Below are 16,687 nucleotides of genomic sequence, written 5' to 3'. Positions count from 1 at the left end.
GACTCCCTTCAGGTGACAAATGACCAAGCTGACCTTCATCGCCCATGACGGCACGCATTTTGACGTGGATGCCGAAAACGGCTCGACCGTCATGGAAAATGCGATCCGAAATGCGGTGCCGGGAATAGAAGCGGAATGCGGCGGCGCCTGCGCCTGCGCGACCTGCCATGTTTATGTCGACGAAGCCTGGACGGCGGAGGTCGGCGAGCCGGAAGCCATGGAAGAGGACATGCTGGATTTCGCCTACGAGGTCCAGCCGAACTCGCGGCTGTCATGCCAGATCAAGGTGCGCGACGCCCTCGACGGGCTGGTCGTGCGCGTGCCGGCCCGCCAGGGCTGAAGCCGATTTTTGCGGCTGCCGCTTGGCAGCGGACCAATGGTCATGCAGTGTCGCGCCGTTTTCCCATAAAGGCGCATGCTTCATGACCGCTATCACCAAGACGGACGTACTCATTGTCGGGGCAGGGCCTGTCGGCCTGTTTGCCGTATTCGAGCTCGGCCTCTTCGACATGAAGTGCCATCTGATCGACATCCTCGACCGGCCCGGCGGGCAATGCGCCGAACTCTACCCGGAAAAGCCGATCTACGACATTCCGGCTTGGCCCTCGATCTCGGCGCAAGGCCTGGTCGACAAGCTGCTTGAGCAGATCGCGCCGTTCAAGCCCGAATTCACCTATAGCCGCATGGTTTCGAGCCTGGAAAGATTGGAGGACGGCAGCTTCCGCGTCATTACCGACGAAAACGAGGTGTTCGAAGCCAAAATTGTGGTGATTGCCGCCGGCGGCGGTTCGTTCCAGCCGAAGCGCCCGCCGATTCCAGGCATCGAACCCTATGAAGGCAAGAGCGTGTTCTACTCGGTGCGCCGGATGGAGGACTTTCGCGGCCACGACCTCGTCATCGTCGGCGGCGGCGATTCGGCGCTCGACTGGACGCTGAACCTGCAGCCGGTTGCCAAGAGCGTGACGCTGGTGCACCGGCGGCCCGAATTCCGTGCAGCGCCCGACAGCGTCAACAAGATGTATGCCATGCAGGAGATGAAGCAGCTGGAATTCCAGGTCGGACAGGTGACTGGCCTGACCGGCGCCGACGGCCAGCTCGCCTCCGCCACCATCAAGGGGCCGGAGGGCGATATCGAAGTGCCGTGTACGCGGATGCTGCCGTTCTTCGGCCTGACGATGAAGCTCGGCCCAATCGCCGAATGGGGCCTCAACCTCCACGAGAACCTGATCCCGGTCGACACCGAAAAATTCCAGACGTCGGTGCCCGGCATCTTCGCCGTCGGCGACATCAACTGGTACCCCGGCAAGCTGAAGCTGATCCTGTCGGGCTTCCACGAGGTCGCCTTGATGGCGCAAGCGGCCAAGCGCATCGTCAGCCCCGGCGAGCGCATCGTTTTTCAGTATACGACCTCGTCAACCAGTCTGCAGAAGAAGCTCGGCGTGATCGACTGAGCCTCGCCATATTTTCGTCGGGCCGGTCTACTCCGCCAGGGCTGGAGCCACAGCCTCGGCATGGCCGCGAAGCGTTTTCTCCTGCATCAGCCAGAGCGTGATGAGCGACAACAGCAAGATCGCGGCCGCGGCAAGAAAGATCATCACGAACGGCATGGCCGAGGCGATATGGCCGGCCGGCTGCGTGCCTTCGCTGGCCAGCGGCAGCCCGCAACCAAGGGCGACGGCACCGAGCATAGCGACGCCAAGCGCGCTGCCCAGCGAGCGCAGGAAGGTGAGAACGCCGGTCGCTACGCCAAGGTGCATGCGATCGACGGCGTTCTGGACCGAGACGGTGGCAACCGGAAAGGTCGTGCCTGTACCCAGGCCTACGCAGGTCGTCAACACCTCGACGAGCAAAAGTGAGGCATGCCCGGCGACCAGGCTGAGCACGCCGAGGCACAGGATCGAGAAAACAGTTCCGATCATGGCAATGCGCTTATAGTGGAAAAAGCGCGGGATCATTCGCGCGCTGAATGTCGCACCGGCCACCGTGCCGAGCATCAGCCCAAGCAACGCGGTGCCCGATTGACTGACCGACAGGCCGACGACCGATTGCAGGTAGACCGGCAGATAGACCGACAGGCCGACATTGGCGGCCTGCAGTAGGAACATCGACAATGTGCCGGCGAGAACGATCGGATTGCCGAGCACTTCGAGCGAGATCAGCGGTTCGGCCGCGCGCATGAGCCGCAGCGCGAACGCGCTCCAGAACACCGCCGAGCAGGCGAGCAGTCCAAGGATTTCAGGCGACAGCCACGGATACTCGCTGCCGCCCCAGTTCAAGGCAAGCAGCAGCAGCGAGGTGGCCGCGACCAGAAGCAGCGCGCCGAGGCCGTCGATGCGGTGATGTTTTGCGGCGATCGGCAGCTTCTTGAGCGGGTTGTTGATGATCGCCATGGCCAGCAGGCCGAGCGGAATGTTGATCCAGAAGATCAGCGACCAATGCAGATGTTCGGCGAAGGTGCCGCCGAGGAGCGGCCCCGCGATGCTGGCGACGGCCCATGTGCCCGAGATCCAGGCGGCGTATCGGGCCCGCTCGCGCGGCGGCACGAGGTCGCCGATCACGGTCTGCGTCAGGGCGAACAGGCCGCCGCCACCGGCGCCCTGGATCGCCCGGCCGACAACCAGGACCAGCATGTTAGGGGCCGTGGCGCTGACCAGCGAGCCGGCGAGAAAGATCAGGATTGCAGCATAGACGGTCGGCCGGCGACCATAAATATCGGAGATCTTGCCGTAGAGCGGCGCCACGGCGGTCGCGGTCAGAAGATAGCCGGTCACGATCCATGGCAGATATTCGGCATGCCCGAGCAGACGGGCCATCGTCGGCATCGCCGGCGCGACGATGGTCTGGTCGAGCGCCGCCAGCAGCATCGACAAAAGCACGCCGCCGATGATGGCGTTTTTCTCGGTTTCGGTCAGCGGCGCGCTGGTTTCCACCATCGTTTGCTTGTCGACAGCCTGGTCCATATCCGTTCATCCATTATGCCTGCGTGCACGTCCGCGACGGGCTGGGAAGCATCTAGGTACGCCGATTGGCGTTTGCCGGAGGCTGATCCCTGCGAACCTGGCATATGTCGTTCGCTATAGGCCGATTTCGACAGCGGCTCGAAAGTTTTCCGAAGCTGGCACTATGTTTCGGCAAAATTGGCTTTGTCCGACGACGCGGAGTTCAGCCGGGAGCGAGCCGGCCGTTCTCAATGCGCTCGATGCGATAGTGCAAAAGCCGCAGGATGCGGCTTTGGAAATTGGCGCTTTCGACGCGATCGAAGCGCATCTGGTCCTGGTCGTGTTTGGCAAGCATGGCCGCAGTGATTTTTGCGGCCTTGGCCTTTGCCAGTTCGCAGGTCTTTTCCGGGTAGCTCGCCTTCAAGGCGTCTTCTAGTTCGCGGCCGTGGTTCTTGGCAATCTCGACGTGGCGTTCCTCATGGCGCTTGATGTCGGCGGACAACGTATCCCAGAACAGCCTGACGCCGGCATCGGCTTTGCGCGGGCGGCGCCACTCAGGAAGGATGACCTTGACCTTGACGGTGACGACAGCGTCGGCAATCCAGCACGAGCCCGGCTTTTGCGCATAGCTGACGCGGGTGGTGAACGCCATCTGGGTAGCTCCCGGATGCCGCGACCCGGTGCTTTTCACCTGAGGCCCGAGTTTCGACAGCTGGGTCTCGATGTCGTCGAGCGTCCTGCCGCCGATCGGGAAATAACTATATGTCTTGACGAGAGTTGCAGCGCCGGCCGGGAATGCGGTCAGAGCGAGCATCAGGGCGCAGAGGAGGGATCGTTTCATCGTGTTGCCTCTTTCCCCACCTTGCTTTACCGCCGTCCTCGGCGCAACGGAATTGATCCCCCGCCACGCCGCGAGATCGAACATGGTTGATGGGCAATGATGACAGGGCGATGGCAATTGGCGCACGGACGCCATCTCGACCTTGGCGGCAAGGCCGTGGTCGTCGGCATCCTCAACATCACGCCGGACAGTTTTTCCGACGGCGGCCTGTTCGATGCGCCGGAAAAAGCAGTGGCTCAGGCGCGCCGCATGGTCGAGGAGGGGGCCTCCGTCATCGACATCGGCGGAGAATCGACACGTCCCGGGGCGTCTGCGGTCTCCGCAAAGGAAGAGCAGGCTCGCATATTGCCGGTCATCGAGGCGCTCGCGACGTCTGGCGGAACGCTGATCTCGGTCGATACCTATCGCGAGGATACGGCCCGGCTTGCCGTCCAAGCCGGCGCGCATATCGTCAATGACGTCTGGGGCCTGCAGCGCGAACCGGGCATTGCCCGGGTCGCGGCCGAAACCGGCGCTGGCCTTGTCGTCATGCACACTGGACGGGACCGGCAGAAACTGCCCGACGTGATTGCCGATCAGCTCTTCTTCCTCAGGAAGTCGCTGGAAATCGCGCGGCGGAGCGGTGTTGCCGACGACCATATCGTGCTCGATCCGGGCTTCGGCTTTGCCAAGGAGACGGCAGCGGAAAATCTTGACCTGATGGCACGGTTTTCCGAGCTTCATGCGCTGGGTTTTCCACTGATGGCCGGCACATCGCGAAAGCGCTTTATCGGCACCGTCACCGGCCGCGACGCAGCCGCAAGAGGCGCCGGGACCGCGGCCACCAGCGTTATCCTGAGGCTCAAAGGCGCGCATCTCTTTCGCGTCCACGATGTCGCAATCAACGTGGATGCGCTGGCCATCGCCGATGCTATGCTGGCACGTGAGATCGGGGAAAGCTGAGCCATGTATGTCATCCGCATGAAGAACTGCGCCTTCTTTGCCCGGCACGGTGTGCTGGACGAAGAAGAGACGCTCGGCCAGCGCTTTTATGTCGATGCGGCACTCACGGTGGATCCCGGGCAGGCGCTGGTCGAGGATTCCATCGAGGACACCGTCAATTACGGCATCGCCTTTGCGGTCATCGAGAAGATCATTACCGGCGAACGGCGCTTTCTGATCGAAGCGCTGGCGCTCGAAGTGGCGAGGGCGCTGACGGCGCGGTTTCCGCAGATCAAAAAGGCCGAAATCACCGTGCGCAAGCCAAACGCCCCGGTGCCGGGTGTGCTCGATCATGTCGAGGTGACCGTTGTCTGGCCAGAATAGTAATAACAACAACACCGTCTATCTCAGCCTTGGCGGCAATCTCGGTGATCCGGCGAAGTCGATGGCTGCGGCACTGGGCATTCTGGATGCCAACGAGAGAACGCGCGTCGTTGCCGTTTCGTCGCTCTACCGCACGCCGCCCTGGGGCAAGCTCGATCAGCCGGATTTCCTCAACGCGGCGGCCGAAATCTCGACCGCGCTCGCGCCACGGGCTTTGCTCGACCTTTGCCTCGACGCCGAGCGAAAACTGAAGCGGGTGCGCGAGGAGCGCTGGGGTCCACGCCTGATCGATATCGACATTCTGGTGTTCGGCGACCGCATCATCCACGAGACCGGACTGGAGGTGCCGCATCCGCGCATGCTGGAGCGCGCCTTCGTGCTGGCGCCGCTGGCAGAAATTGCGCCGGAGCTTGTGGTCGACGGCAAAAGCGTATCGGAACGGCTGGCCGCCGTCGACACATCGGGCATTGAACGGCTGCCGTCAGGCCGGGATTGGTGGAAAACCTGACGCTGCCGCCATCGGTGCCTGAAATCAGCCGGAGAACCCACCTCCGTCGAGGAACATTTGTTCGTCCGGTGTCGTCTCGCGGCCAAGCATCCTGTTTCGATGCGGAAAGCGGCCGAAGCGCTGGATGATGTCGCGATGCTCGATCGCATATTTCAGATAGATCGGGGCTTTGGCGGCGGTAAGCTCTGCCGATTTGAGCTGATCGGCGAGGTCCTCCGAATGCTCATAGGGCAGATAGAGAAAAACGCGGAGCTCTTCGTCGAGTGCCAGGTCATGGCCGGCAGCGATCGCTTTCCCGGCGAAATGCCGCGCCAGCGGGTCCGTGGCGTACATGTGGCCGGTGGCGCGAAAGCAGTTTCGCGGAAACTGGTCGAGCAGGATCATCAGTGCCAGCGACCCTTCGGCGTGTTCGGACCAGCCGTCGCATTCGCGGCGGGCGGCGGCAAAGTGCAGATCGAGAAACCGGGTGCGGAAGTCGGCATCAAAGGCGTCGTTCTTCTCGAACCACGCGTCCTCCCCGGCGTCGCGCCAGAATCTGGTGATGGAGACAGCGCGCTCGTCCAGTTCGTTCATCATTCGCGTCTTTCCAACGTTTAATCGGCCGGTTCGGATTTCTGCAGCACGCCGGCGGTCTCCTCGTTGAGCGCCTGGCCCACGCGCCGTGGCGTGCTGAGCGGCGTCGGGATGGGGGTGCCGATATTGCCTTTGAGGAAGCGCCGCCCGGCGCGGATGCCTTCTGCCTGTTGAAGTTCGAAACGGGCAGCATCGCGGCGGCGGACGTCCTCGACTACCTCGGCGACCTCTTCCGGATCGACGCCGAGAGCTTCCAGTGTCGAGCCGCCGAAGACAAGCGCCGATTCGAACGTCTCGCGGAGCTGATAGTCGACGCCGGCACGAATGAGCTGCAACGCCGTGCCGCGGTCGAAAGCCCGCGCCAGCACCGTCAGCAACGGAAACTCCGCCTTGATGAGCTCGGCGATGCGCACGGCGGCATCGGGCTTGTCAACGCAGATCAGCACGGCGCGTGCGCGCCCGGCTCCCGCGGCACGCAGGATGTCCAGCCGCGTGCCGTCGCCGTAATAGACCTTGAAGCCGAAATCGGCCGCTGCCTGGATCATCTCGACCTCATTGTCGATGATCGAGACGTCGATGCCGCGCAACAAAAGCGGCTGGCTGGCGATCTGGCCGAACCGGCCAAAGCCGATGATCAGCACGCTGCCGGTCAGGCCGTCGGCGACATCGACGCCTTCAAGCGACTGCTCGTCGCGTGGCGTCAGATACCGCAATGCTATGATCGCTAAGGGCGTCAGCACCATGGAAATGATGACGATGGCGGTCAGCATCGCATTGGCCTGGCTATCGATGATACCGACAGCCGCCGCTGCGGAATAGAGGACGAAGGCGAATTCGCCGCCTTGCGCCATGAAGACCGCGCGCTCGAGCGCTTCCCGGTGGCCGGTTTTGAGAATGCGGGCGACGATATAGATGCCGATCGCCTTCATCATCATGTAGGCGACGACATAGATGGCAATGAGCTGCCAGTTGACGACGACCACATGCAGGTCGAGCGACATGCCGACGGCGAGGAAGAACAGCCCGAGCAGAATGCCGCGGAACGGTTCGATGTCGGCCTCCAGCTGATGGCGGAAGGTCGATTCCGACAAAAGCACGCCGGCCAGGAAGGCGCCCATGGCCATCGACAGGCCGGAAAGCTGCATGGCGAGCGCCGACCCGAGCACGACCAGAAGGGCGGCTGCGGTCATCACCTCACGGGCGCGCGCATCCGCCAGGATACGGAAGAACGGATTGAGCAGATAGCGTCCTGCAAGCACCAGCCCGACGATCGCGGCAAGGCCGATGCCGACCTCCGTCAACCGATCCGACAGGCTCATATCGGCGCCGCCCGGCGCGAGGAAGGCGATCAGCGCCAGCAATGGCACGATGGCCAGGTCTTCCAAAAGCAGGACCGAGACGATGCGCTGGCCCTTGGGCGTGGCCAGTTCGCCGCGTTCTTCCAGCAATTGCATGACGATTGCCGTCGAGGTGAGTACGAAACCGGCGCCGGCGACGAAGGATTGCGCGATCGGGAAACCTCCCGCAAGGCCGACGCCGGTCAGCAGGACCGCGCAGACGCCGACCTGCAGCGCGCCAAGCCCGAAAATCTCGCGGCGCAGGCCCCATAGCCGTGACGGCTGCATCTCCAGCCCGATGATGAACAGGAACAGGACGACGCCGAGTTCGGCGACATGAAGAATGGCTTCCGATTCGGAAAAGATGCGCAGCCCGAACGGACCGATCACGACGCCGGCCGTCAAATAGCCGAGGATGGAGCCAAGTCCCAAACGCCTGAAGATCGGCACCGCAACGACGCCGGCGGCGAGCAGCGCCACCACCTGGATCAGATCGCCGTTCGATGCCTCTGCCGCCATGCCTGCCGTTCCGCTCTCTTGCAACAAGCGGCCAAGATAGGGGCTTCGGGGCGGATCGAACAGTGCGAATCCGGCGCGTTGTGAAGGCGATATTGCAGGCGCACTGAACAGGATAATGGGCTCCCGCGCGTTGCTTGTTCCAGCAATCCGGCGCTAAGGACGCCCGGCTTCGGCCAGTGAAGGGCGAGCGACGATCAAGTCGCGGCCCTTTTTTGAGGAGATGACTGACATGAAGACGTTTTTGCTGCTTGCCGTTGGCATCGCGGCACTTGCCGGTTCTGCCTGTTCGAAGGCGCCGGAGTGCACGACCGAGATGCTGACCAAGAAGGCCCAGGACATGACTGCGGCACTTCAGGCTGCGATTACCAAAAATCCGGCCAAGGCAGCCGACCTCGGGGCCAAGGTCCAGGCGGTCACAACCAAATATCAGAGCGGCACGACAGCGGCTGAGGCCTGCAAGGCCTATGACGAAGTGATTGCCGCGATCAAGGACTGAGCGCCCATTTGCATGTCAAAGAGGGCGGCGCCGTTTGTCTGCCGCCTTTTTTCATGCCGGGGCTCAGTTCGGAGAGATGGAGCCAACTTCTACCGTATCGACCCGCTTCAACTTCATGCCGATGACCGGGACCAGCTGCTGGTCGACGCGCACGGCAACGGTCACCGTCATCGAATTGTCCTCGGGGACAAGCGCCTGCATCACGCCGCGCAACTGATTGCGATTGATGGTGAAAACCACCTTGTGCACATCGACGACATTGCCGCCGATAATGTCGAGGCCGGAGCCGGCGGCCCCGCCCATAAAGCTGCCCTTGTAGCCCTGCCGGCCCTTGTGTTCGATCGTTGCCGACATCTGCTGGGTGAACATGCCTACCCGGCAGCCGCCGTCGAGCGACATGCCGACCTTGCCGTCAGGCGTCGAGCCGATGAAGCTGCAGGTGAATTTCGTGCCCTTGTATTTGCCGGCAACGATTTCCCCGGGGCCGACCCATTTGCCTTCGACCGATCGAAAGAACTGCTTGTCCGGTTCCGCCGCCGAGGTCTTTCCGGCAATGCCGACGGTTGAGACAAGCGCGAGCGCCACGGGCAGCCCGCTGGACAGAATAACGCTTTTCATCGACGACACCCGGCAACAAAGAGACTGGTTTGGACGCTTCCGACCATGGACAAGATTGGTTAATGCTTTGTCACCCCAAGGCAATAGTCACGTTCCGGAAGCGGATGTTTCTTTTTCTTTCTTTGCTGCAAAGGAGGTCAGCGCGGAGAGGAAATCGCCCAATCCGGGCCGCCTGACCGCGTAAAAGGGCAGGGGCCTTGCGGTTTCCATCGCTGCAATGCCGATGCGCGCAGTCATCATGCCGTTGACGACGCCTTCGCCGAGCTTGGCCGAGAGCCGGGCGGCAAGGCCGTGGCCGACGATCTGCTGGACGAAACTGTCGCCGACGGCGATCGACCCGGTGACCGCGAGATGGGCCAGAACGCTGCGCGCCAGGCGAAAAAAGCCAAGCGTGCCGGGGCGGCCGCCATAAAGCTCCGACAGCCGGCGAATCAACCGGCCGGCTTCGAACACGACATAAGCGACGTCGACCAGCGCGCGGGGGCTGACCGCGGTCACCAGGGAGACGCGCTTCGCCGCTTCGAGGATCATCACCCTGGCGCGGGCATCGAGCGGGCCGAGTATCTCGATCTCGGCCAGCCGTACCAGATTGCCGCCGTCAATGATCTCGCCGCGCAATTCGGCCAGCGAGCGCCTGCCGGCCGCGGTTTCAGGCTTGGCCGAGACAAAGACCGACAACTCGTCGACCACGGCGCGGGCGGCCTTCGGATCGTCACGGGCAATCGCATCGAGCGCCCGCTTCTGCAACTTTTCGACCTCGGCAAGGCGGGCAATCGCCATGAATTCGCGCACGAGGATGATCAGAAGCGCCAGGATGGCGATCGCGGCCATAGCGGCAGCCAGCCAGCCCAGCCACTCGGCGCGCTCGAACAGGTCGCGAATCAGCTGGTCGGTCCAGAGGCCGACGGCGAACGAAACCAGAACGCCCAGCGCGCCGAAGAACAGGCTGCCAAGCGGCGAACGTTTTCGCGGCGCAATCGCCGGCGGCGGTTCGGCAGCGACGATATCAGCCTCGTCGAAGACGTCGATCTCCGCCGGTGTGACCACGGCAAGATCCGCCGTCACGGTACGCGGCTTTCGCGCCGGCGCGGCCTCGGACGCAGCATGGTGAGCCGTCGAATCTTCCTTCTGCTGGGGCTCCGGCTCTATGCGAAAGGCCGCCGGTCTGCGGGGCGCACTCATGCGAGATGATCTCCGATCAGGAACTGCAGCGCGCGGTCGAGCCTGATATGCGGCAGCGACAGCGTGACGCCCTCGGCGGTGCGCTCGAGTTTCGGCGGGCGAAAGCGCACGAAGCGGATCGCGGGGTCGTCATTGTTCTGCCGGCGGGCCGATTCGGAAACGTCGAATAACGCATCAACTTTCTCCGGCAAGTCCCCGGGAAATATGGCTGTTTCGGTCTTTCCGTCAAAGGTTTCGCCGTTGATTTTTTCGCCGCGCAATGGCGTGCCGATAATGACCGGCAAAGTCTCGCGGCCCTGCTTGACCGTGCCTTCACGGGTCGCGCGCATGGCCGCCATGGCGACGACGTCGACGTCGGTGCCGGTGAAATTCGCCCGCGCCACGGCTCGGTCGGCTAGCCGCCGCACGATGGCCTGCAGGCGGTCGTGGCTTTCGTGGTGCAGATGGTCGGCCTTGGTCGCGGCCACCAATATGCGGTCGATGCGCCTCGAAAACACGTCGGTCAGGAAGTTGCCCCGGCCGGGCCGGAAACAGGACAGGATTTCGGTGACCGCGCGCTCCAGATCGGCCATCGCACCGGGGCCGGCATTCAATGCCTGCAATGCGTCGATGAGCACGATCTGGCGGTCGAGACGCGTGATGTGTTCGCGAAAGAACGGTTTGACGACATGCGTCTTGTAAGCCTCGTAGCGCCGCTCCATCATAGCCTGCAGCGATCCCGAGCGGGCGCGCCGGCCGCCCAGATTCGGCAGCGGCGCGAAGGTGAGAGCGGGCGAGCCTTCAAGATCGCCGGGCATCAGGAAGCGGCCGGGCGGCAAGGTCGAAAGCGCCCGCTCGTCGAGTTTGCAGGCCTTGAGATAGGCCGCGAAGCTCTCAGCGAGACGGCGCGCCGTCATCTCGTCGGCCTCGGCGTTGGGGTCGACCGGATTGGAGAGCGCCCGCCATTCCCGCGAAAGGTCGACACGCACCGGCAACACGGCCATCTCGAAGGCCTCACGCGAAAAATCGGCGTAGGACTTGCCGAGCAGCGGCAGGTCGAGCAGCCATTCGCCGGGATAATCGACGATGTCGACCGACAATTTGCCGGCGGAAAACATGCGGCTCCAGCCAGAGGCCGATTCGTATTCGATGGTGAGCCTCAGTTCGGAAATCGCACGCGTCGAATCCGGCCAGATGCGGTCGTCGACAAGAGCTGCGATGTGATCCTCGTACAGGAAGCGTGGTACCGCGTCGTCCGGCTGCTCTTCGAGAAAAGCCCGGGCGATGCGCCCAGATTTTTGTGCCTCAAACAGCGGCAAGCGTCCGCCATGGACCAGATTGTGCACAAGGGCCGAGATGAACACCGTCTTGCCGGCGCGGGACAGCCCGGTCACGCCAAGACGCAGCGACGGAGCGAAAAGCCCGGCAGCGCGGCCTGACAACGTATCCAAGGCAATCTTCGCCTCGTCGGTGAAAGTCGTCAGCGATGATGCCAAAATCTGTTCTCGCGGGCCGGTCAGGATCCGATATAGGCTTTGATGGGCGGCTTTGAAATGGCCTCAGATATCGGCAGGCGTCAGGAAGGCTTCGAGATAGCCGGCGCCCGGCGCAGCCTCGGCAAGACTGCCGTAGAACCGGACCACCGCAAGTGCGGAGGTCGGGAAGCCGTGGTTCAGCATGGCCCGCGCGGTCTCGTCGCCGTCGCCTGAGAGCGCCATGGCGAGATCCTCGATCATCGGATTGTGGCCGATGACGAGCAGGGCCTCCAGCCCGCCATTCTGCCGGATGGCAGTGAGGTACGCGGCGGCATCGTCGCTGTAGAGGGTGTCACAGAACAGCACCCGGCCCGTGTCCGTATGGCCAGCCAAGCTTTCCAGCGTCTGGCGGGCGCGCTTGGCGCTTGAGCAAAGGGTGCGGGCCGGTGCGTATTTGCGGGAACGCATCAGCACGCCCATCGCTTCGGCATCGGCGAAGCCGGATGGATCGAGCGGGCGGTCGAAGTCAGCCACGCCAGGCAGCGCCCAGCCGGCCTTCGCATGCCTCAGCAGGTAAAGTCTGGTCACCGGATCCCCGTTGTGCCGGGCACCGAACCCGTCAGCACGCCGCAGGATTTGCCATCAGAAGAGCTCCGTGCGCAATGGCAAGCGACCCTCAAGCATAGCGAATCATGTACGAATTCGGTCGTATTCTTCGCAAAAAGGGCATCGCCGATGGTGGTTTGTCCGAGACTAACAATTGCGTGAAACTGTCGTCGATTGACCTTGTGCAGCTTTCGGTCCGCGAATATATAGGCGCCAAATTTGGGGTTTGTTGGGTGAGTCGAATGAACGACATCGTTACCGCCGATTACGTACCCTCCGAAGACGAGCCGTTCATGAACGAGCGGCAGAAATCCTACTTTCGCATGAAGCTCGTCACCTGGAAGAACGACATCTTGCGCGAAGCGCGCGAAACTCTCGAAATCCTGCAGCAGGAAAACGCCAACCACCCCGACCTCGCCGATCGCGCCTCCTCGGAAACCGACCGCGCCATCGAACTTCGCGCCCGCGATCGCCAGCGAAAACTCATCTCCAAGATCGATTCGGCCCTCCAGCGCCTTGACGAAGGCACTTACGGTTATTGCGAGGAGACGGGCGAGCCGATCGCGCTGAAGCGGCTCGACGCGCGCCCGATCGCCACCTTGTCGATCGAGGCACAGGAGCGCCATGAGCGGCGCGAGAAGGTCTACCGCGACGACTGAGTCGCCGGGAAAAACAGCGGCATCGGTAAAGCGTTCAAAATGGCCGGTTTTCCGGCCATTTTCATTGGCCGTTCGCTATCGGCCTATCTTTTCTGATTGGACAACTCGCCGAGGAGCTTCGTCATCTCGTCGTCGAGAGAGGGCGACGCCTTCGCCACCGGCTTGCTCGGCGTTTGGCTGAAGCGTGGCTCGTCGAGGGAAACCTCCAGCTCCTTCATCAGCGCATCGTCAATCGACTCGTGCTGTGCCGGCGGCTCGTATCTTGCCGGGGGGTCCTGCCTTGCCGGCGGCTGCGCATGCCGCGAGGCATTGGCGTTGACGGATCCATAACTTGGCAACGGCGTGACGTTCGATGCCGGTTTCGGCGCCGGCGCCGGCATTGTTGCCGGCATCGTCGCCGTCTGGCGGGCTCGGACAGGGGTCGCGGTTACGCCTGCCGGCTGCGGTGGCGCTTGCCTCGCCGGCGCGGCTGTGATCGAAGCCGACCTTGCTGCCGGCTGGTGGCCGTTGTCTCCGGTCAATGCCGGGCGCCGCAGCGCCGAGAGCCTGATGTCGCGCTCGACGACGACGTCGGTCGGACCACCGATCAAGAGCAGGTGCTCGATATCGTCGCGGCGCACCAGCACCAGCCGCCGGTGACTGTCGACCGCTGTGGCATCCATGACAGCCAGCCGCGTCTTGCGGTTCCTGCCGCCGGCGACGAATGTCCCGAACGTCAGGCTGCGGACCAGCCTGATGATAAGAAGAATGATGAGCAGAAGGACAAGTACTGCAAACGTCCATAGGATTGCTGCGGCATAACCAGGACCCGCCACGCCATCCAGCCATTGCAGCATTGGTTCCCCCAAAATCAGCTTTCGAAGAGAGGCGACACTAGACTGTTGCGGCAGGCCACCGCAAGTTGCCTTTCACGCTTCGTGAACAGCTTGAAACGCCGGGAGCCGAACGGCGTCATTTTTAACGGACATCTGCAGCCGGGCCTTTTCCCAACCCTGAGAATATGATTCAACCGACACCGGAATTCACGAGCAGGGGGCACATGGCCAAGGAAGCGCGCGGCGATTTCTATCCGGTACCTATCGTCGACCAGAACACGCGGCCGGGAGCGGTCACCCGGCTCATCGTCTTCATCGTCGTCCTGACTGGGGCAGCGATCGTCTTCGGCCTTTTCCGCGAGCGCCTTGGCGATCCATTCCTGCTCGGCATGCTTGGCGTGCTGGCGATGATCGGCGTCGGCTTTCTATTCGCCACTGCGATCGGCTTCGTGCACATCACGCCGCGCTCGACAAGCGACGAACTGTCGAAAGCTTTCGTCGATTCGATGTCGCAAGGTCTCCTGGTCACCGACACCAAAGGCCGTATCATCTACGCCAACCGGACCTATGCCGATATGACGGGTGCCGAGTCGGCCGCCGACCTCAAGACCGTCGAAGGTTTGCTTTCAGACGTTCCCGAGGCCTCGGTGACCATATACCGGCTGGCGTCCGGCCTGCGTGATGGCCAGCCTGGCGACGGCGAGTTTCGGCTCGCGCAGTCCATTCGGCCAGGCGCCGAACCGGGCGCTCGCTGGTACCGCGTTCGGGCCCGCGCCTTCAGCGTTCCCGGCCAGCGGCTGCCCATGCTTGCCTGGCAGCTTGCCGACATCTCGCAGGAACGGGCCGAGCAGGAGCGGTTCTTTCTCGACCTGCAAAAGGCGATCGATCACCTCGACCATGCGCCGGCCGGTTTCTTTTCGGCCGACCAGGAAGGCCGCGTCACCTATATCAACGCGACCCTTGCGGAGTGGCTGGGCATCGACCTGGCCAGCTTCACTCCCGGCGCCATCACGCTGCCGGAGATCGTCGCCGGCGACGGCATGGCGCTGGTCCGTTCGGTCAAGGCCGACGCTGGTACCACGCGCAATGCCGTTATCGACCTCGATCTGACGACGATGACCGGCGAGGCGCTGCCGGTGCGCTTCATGCATCGTGTCTCGGCCAGCCGAGAGGGGCTCAACGGCCCGACTCGCACCATCGTGCTCAACCGGACGCAAGGCGAGGACGCTTCGGCCGACCTCCGCGCATCGGAAATACGCTTCACGCGGTTCTTCAACTCGACGCCGATGGCGATAGCCGGCGTCGACCATGCCGGCCGCATCCTGCGCACCAATGCGCCGTTCCTGTCGCTGTTTTCCTCGGTCGTCGACCGCGATGCGGTCGATCGGCGTGTGCGGCTGGATACGGTGATCCACGAGCGCGACCGGCCGGCTTTCGCCGCGGCCTTTGAAAAGGCACGCCAGCAACAGGCTGACATCGAGCCGATCGATACGGTGCTGCCCGGCAATGAGGAGCGCCACATACGCTTCTACGTCAACGCGGTCGCAGACGGTACCGGTGGCGAGGGCGCCGAGGAATCGGCCATCGTCTATGCCGTGGAGACCACTGAGCAAAAGGCCCTCGAGGGCCAGATGGCGCAGAGCCAGAAGATGCAGGCGGTCGGCCAACTCGCCGGCGGCATCGCGCATGATTTCAACAATGTGCTGACCGCCATCATCATGGCCTCGGACCTGCTTTTGACCAACCACCGGCCGTCCGATCCGTCGTTCCCGGACATCATGAACATCAAGCAGAATGCCAACCGGGCGGCCTCGCTGGTGCGGCAGTTGCTGGCCTTCTCGCGCAAGCAGACGCTGCGGCCGGAGGTGCTCAACCTGACCGACGTGCTCGCAGATCTAAGGATGCTGCTTGCCCGGCTGGTCGGCAACGACATCAAGCTCAAAATCGACCATGGCCGCGACCTGTGGCCGGTCAGGGTCGATATCGGGCAATTCGAGCAAGTGGTGGTCAATCTGGCGGTCAATGCACGCGATGCGATGCCGGCCGGCGGCGAGCTCACCGTACGCACCCGCAACGTCAGCGCCGGAGAGTGCAAGACCTTTTCCTACCGCGAACTTACTCCGGCCGACTATGTGCTGGTCGAGGTCGAGGACAGCGGCAGCGGCATCGCGCCTGATGTGCTGAAAAAGATCTTCGAGCCCTTCTTCACGACAAAGGAGGTTGGAAAGGGAACCGGCCTCGGCCTGTCCATGGTCTATGGCATCATCAAGCAAACAGGCGGCTTCATCTTCTGCGATTCCGAAGTCGGCAAGGGATCCGTGTTCCGCATCTTCCTGCCGCGGCACATTGCGGAGGCAAGGAAGGCGGGCGAGGCTGGAGAAGTGCCGGCCGCCCCTGCCAAGATCGCCGACTCAGCCAAGGATCTGTCGGGCTCGGCCACGGTGCTGCTGGTCGAGGACGAGGACGCCGTGCGCATGGGCGGCATGCGGGCGCTGAAATCGCGCGGCTACACCGTCCACGAGGCGTCGTCGGGCGTCGAGGCGCTTGAAGTCTACGAAGCGCTCGGCGGCAAGGTCGACGTCGTGGTGTCGGACGTGGTGATGCCGGAAATGGATGGCCCGACGCTGCTTGGCGAATTGCGCAAACGGCAGCCCGACATCAAGTTTATCTTCGTGTCCGGCTATGCCGAAGACGCGTTCGCCAAGAACTTGCCGGCCGACGCGCATTTCGGCTTCTTGCCGAAGCCGTTTTCGCTCAAGCAATTGGCCACGATCGTAAAGGACATGCTGGAATCCTGACCCTTCCAACGCTCCGCTTGCGCAATGTCGTGAGACT

General features: G+C 63.0%; 17 protein-coding genes. 8 read left to right on the top strand and 9 right to left on the bottom strand.

Features of this window, described 5'->3' with window-relative positions; translation table 11 throughout:
- Positions 1 to 19: 19 nt before the first annotated feature.
- Complete coding sequence (locus tag NKI54_RS20870) at positions 20 to 340, top strand: 2Fe-2S iron-sulfur cluster-binding protein (RefSeq protein ID WP_023674833.1); 321 nt, start codon at positions 20 to 22, stop codon at positions 338 to 340.
- A gap of 82 nt (positions 341 to 422) precedes the next feature.
- On the top strand, positions 423 to 1,451 hold the full coding sequence (locus NKI54_RS20865; protein WP_352593543.1) for an NAD(P)/FAD-dependent oxidoreductase: 1,029 nt from the start codon (positions 423 to 425) through the stop codon (positions 1,449 to 1,451).
- A gap of 27 nt (positions 1,452 to 1,478) precedes the next feature.
- Here the strand turns inward: NKI54_RS20865 and NKI54_RS20860 are convergent, their stop codons facing one another.
- Both NKI54_RS20860 and NKI54_RS20855 read right to left on the bottom strand, forming a co-directional pair.
- Positions 1,479 to 2,960 carry an MDR family MFS transporter gene (locus NKI54_RS20860; RefSeq protein WP_352636780.1) on the bottom strand — a complete coding sequence of 494 codons (1,482 nt, stop codon included), beginning with the start codon at positions 2,958 to 2,960 and terminating at the stop codon, positions 1,479 to 1,481.
- A gap of 202 nt (positions 2,961 to 3,162) precedes the next feature.
- The gene (locus tag NKI54_RS20855; protein WP_023674836.1) at positions 3,163 to 3,780 is read right to left on the bottom strand and encodes a DUF922 domain-containing Zn-dependent protease; all 618 of its coding nucleotides are present in this window, start codon (positions 3,778 to 3,780) and stop codon (positions 3,163 to 3,165) included.
- A gap of 96 nt (positions 3,781 to 3,876) precedes the next feature.
- Between NKI54_RS20855 and folP the strand changes: the two genes are divergently transcribed.
- From folP to folK, 3 genes are read left to right on the top strand one after another with little or no spacing between them, the layout of a single operon-like run.
- Positions 3,877 to 4,722 carry a dihydropteroate synthase gene (gene folP / locus NKI54_RS20850; RefSeq protein WP_352568756.1) on the top strand — a complete coding sequence of 282 codons (846 nt, stop codon included), beginning with the start codon at positions 3,877 to 3,879 and terminating at the stop codon, positions 4,720 to 4,722.
- 3 nt (positions 4,723 to 4,725) lie between these two features.
- Positions 4,726 to 5,085, top strand: coding sequence for a dihydroneopterin aldolase (folB, locus tag NKI54_RS20845; RefSeq protein WP_352568755.1), 360 nt, complete (start codon positions 4,726 to 4,728; stop codon positions 5,083 to 5,085).
- Complete coding sequence (gene folK / locus NKI54_RS20840; protein ID WP_352455684.1) at positions 5,069 to 5,593, top strand: 2-amino-4-hydroxy-6-hydroxymethyldihydropteridine diphosphokinase; 525 nt, start codon at positions 5,069 to 5,071, stop codon at positions 5,591 to 5,593. Before folB ends, folK begins: the two co-directional genes overlap by 17 nt.
- Before the next feature lie 24 nt (positions 5,594 to 5,617).
- Here the strand turns inward: folK and NKI54_RS20835 are convergent, their stop codons facing one another.
- Together NKI54_RS20835 and NKI54_RS20830 are read right to left on the bottom strand one after the other, a co-directional pair.
- On the bottom strand, positions 5,618 to 6,169 hold the full coding sequence (locus NKI54_RS20835) for a DUF924 family protein (RefSeq protein ID WP_502894566.1): 552 nt from the start codon (positions 6,167 to 6,169) through the stop codon (positions 5,618 to 5,620).
- 17 nt (positions 6,170 to 6,186) lie between these two features.
- Positions 6,187 to 8,022 (bottom strand): monovalent cation:proton antiporter-2 (CPA2) family protein, encoded by a 1,836-nt coding sequence (locus NKI54_RS20830; protein WP_352636778.1) that lies wholly within the window; start codon positions 8,020 to 8,022, stop codon positions 6,187 to 6,189.
- Between the two features lie 229 nt (positions 8,023 to 8,251).
- Between NKI54_RS20830 and NKI54_RS20825 the strand changes: the two genes are divergently transcribed.
- A complete protein-coding gene (locus NKI54_RS20825; protein WP_352568752.1) occupies positions 8,252 to 8,518 on the top strand; it encodes a hypothetical protein in 267 nt (88 codons plus the stop codon).
- A gap of 63 nt (positions 8,519 to 8,581) precedes the next feature.
- Here the strand turns inward: NKI54_RS20825 and NKI54_RS20820 are convergent, their stop codons facing one another.
- The 4 genes from NKI54_RS20820 to NKI54_RS20805 form a co-directional block, all read right to left on the bottom strand.
- Positions 8,582 to 9,136 (bottom strand): hypothetical protein, encoded by a 555-nt coding sequence (locus NKI54_RS20820; RefSeq protein WP_352636777.1) that lies wholly within the window; start codon positions 9,134 to 9,136, stop codon positions 8,582 to 8,584.
- 87 nt (positions 9,137 to 9,223) lie between these two features.
- Positions 9,224 to 10,318 (bottom strand): YcjF family protein, encoded by a 1,095-nt coding sequence (locus tag NKI54_RS20815; protein ID WP_352568750.1) that lies wholly within the window; start codon positions 10,316 to 10,318, stop codon positions 9,224 to 9,226.
- Positions 10,315 to 11,793, bottom strand: coding sequence for a YcjX family GTP-binding protein (locus NKI54_RS20810; RefSeq protein WP_352568749.1), 1,479 nt, complete (start codon positions 11,791 to 11,793; stop codon positions 10,315 to 10,317). Before NKI54_RS20810 ends, NKI54_RS20815 begins: the two co-directional genes overlap by 4 nt.
- A gap of 63 nt (positions 11,794 to 11,856) precedes the next feature.
- Complete coding sequence (locus NKI54_RS20805) at positions 11,857 to 12,360, bottom strand: SixA phosphatase family protein (RefSeq protein ID WP_352568748.1); 504 nt, start codon at positions 12,358 to 12,360, stop codon at positions 11,857 to 11,859.
- Between the two features lie 260 nt (positions 12,361 to 12,620).
- On the opposite strand from NKI54_RS20805, the gene dksA reads away from it, so the two are divergent.
- Positions 12,621 to 13,037: an RNA polymerase-binding protein DksA gene (gene dksA, locus NKI54_RS20800; RefSeq protein WP_023674847.1), complete on the top strand. Its 417-nt coding sequence runs from the start codon at positions 12,621 to 12,623 to the stop codon at positions 13,035 to 13,037.
- Positions 13,038 to 13,120: 83 nt separating this feature from the next.
- Here dksA and NKI54_RS20795 read toward each other — a convergent pair whose 3' ends face one another.
- Positions 13,121 to 13,873 carry a hypothetical protein gene (locus tag NKI54_RS20795; RefSeq protein ID WP_352568747.1) on the bottom strand — a complete coding sequence of 251 codons (753 nt, stop codon included), beginning with the start codon at positions 13,871 to 13,873 and terminating at the stop codon, positions 13,121 to 13,123.
- Positions 13,874 to 14,076: 203 nt separating this feature from the next.
- Here NKI54_RS20795 and cckA point away from each other — a divergent pair, with 203 nt between their 5' ends.
- Complete coding sequence (gene cckA, locus NKI54_RS20790) at positions 14,077 to 16,650, top strand: cell cycle histidine kinase CckA (protein WP_023674849.1); 2,574 nt, start codon at positions 14,077 to 14,079, stop codon at positions 16,648 to 16,650.
- Positions 16,651 to 16,687 lie beyond the last annotated feature (37 nt).

The sequence above is a fragment of the Mesorhizobium sp. M0663 genome (genome assembly GCF_040320585.1).
Taxonomy (GTDB): domain Bacteria; phylum Pseudomonadota; class Alphaproteobacteria; order Rhizobiales; family Rhizobiaceae; genus Mesorhizobium.
Note: the sequence above shows the minus strand (reverse complement) of the source record. Positions and strands in the feature narration are given on the sequence as shown.

Excerpts from the sequence above, each read along its gene's own strand:
- NKI54_RS20835 (WP_502894566.1), bottom strand. The coding sequence starts at position 6,169 with ATGATGAACGAACTGGACGAGCGCGCTGTCTCCATCACCAGATTCTGG.
- NKI54_RS20855 (WP_023674836.1), bottom strand. The coding sequence starts at position 3,780 with ATGAAACGATCCCTCCTCTGCGCCCTGATGCTCGCTCTGACCGCATTC.
- NKI54_RS20795 (WP_352568747.1), bottom strand. The coding sequence starts at position 13,873 with ATGCTGCAATGGCTGGATGGCGTGGCGGGTCCTGGTTATGCCGCAGCA.
- folB (WP_352568755.1), top strand. The coding sequence starts at position 4,726 with ATGTATGTCATCCGCATGAAGAACTGCGCCTTCTTTGCCCGGCACGGT.
- dksA (WP_023674847.1), top strand. The coding sequence starts at position 12,621 with ATGAACGACATCGTTACCGCCGATTACGTACCCTCCGAAGACGAGCCG.
- cckA (WP_023674849.1), top strand. The coding sequence starts at position 14,077 with ATGGCCAAGGAAGCGCGCGGCGATTTCTATCCGGTACCTATCGTCGAC.
- NKI54_RS20865 (WP_352593543.1), top strand. The coding sequence starts at position 423 with ATGACCGCTATCACCAAGACGGACGTACTCATTGTCGGGGCAGGGCCT.
- NKI54_RS20825 (WP_352568752.1), top strand. The coding sequence starts at position 8,252 with ATGAAGACGTTTTTGCTGCTTGCCGTTGGCATCGCGGCACTTGCCGGT.
- folP (WP_352568756.1), top strand. The coding sequence starts at position 3,877 with ATGATGACAGGGCGATGGCAATTGGCGCACGGACGCCATCTCGACCTT.
- NKI54_RS20815 (WP_352568750.1), bottom strand. The coding sequence starts at position 10,318 with ATGAGTGCGCCCCGCAGACCGGCGGCCTTTCGCATAGAGCCGGAGCCC.
- NKI54_RS20870 (WP_023674833.1), top strand. The coding sequence starts at position 20 with ATGACCAAGCTGACCTTCATCGCCCATGACGGCACGCATTTTGACGTG.
- NKI54_RS20830 (WP_352636778.1), bottom strand. The coding sequence starts at position 8,022 with ATGGCGGCAGAGGCATCGAACGGCGATCTGATCCAGGTGGTGGCGCTG.
- NKI54_RS20860 (WP_352636780.1), bottom strand. The coding sequence starts at position 2,960 with ATGGACCAGGCTGTCGACAAGCAAACGATGGTGGAAACCAGCGCGCCG.
- NKI54_RS20820 (WP_352636777.1), bottom strand. The coding sequence starts at position 9,136 with ATGAAAAGCGTTATTCTGTCCAGCGGGCTGCCCGTGGCGCTCGCGCTT.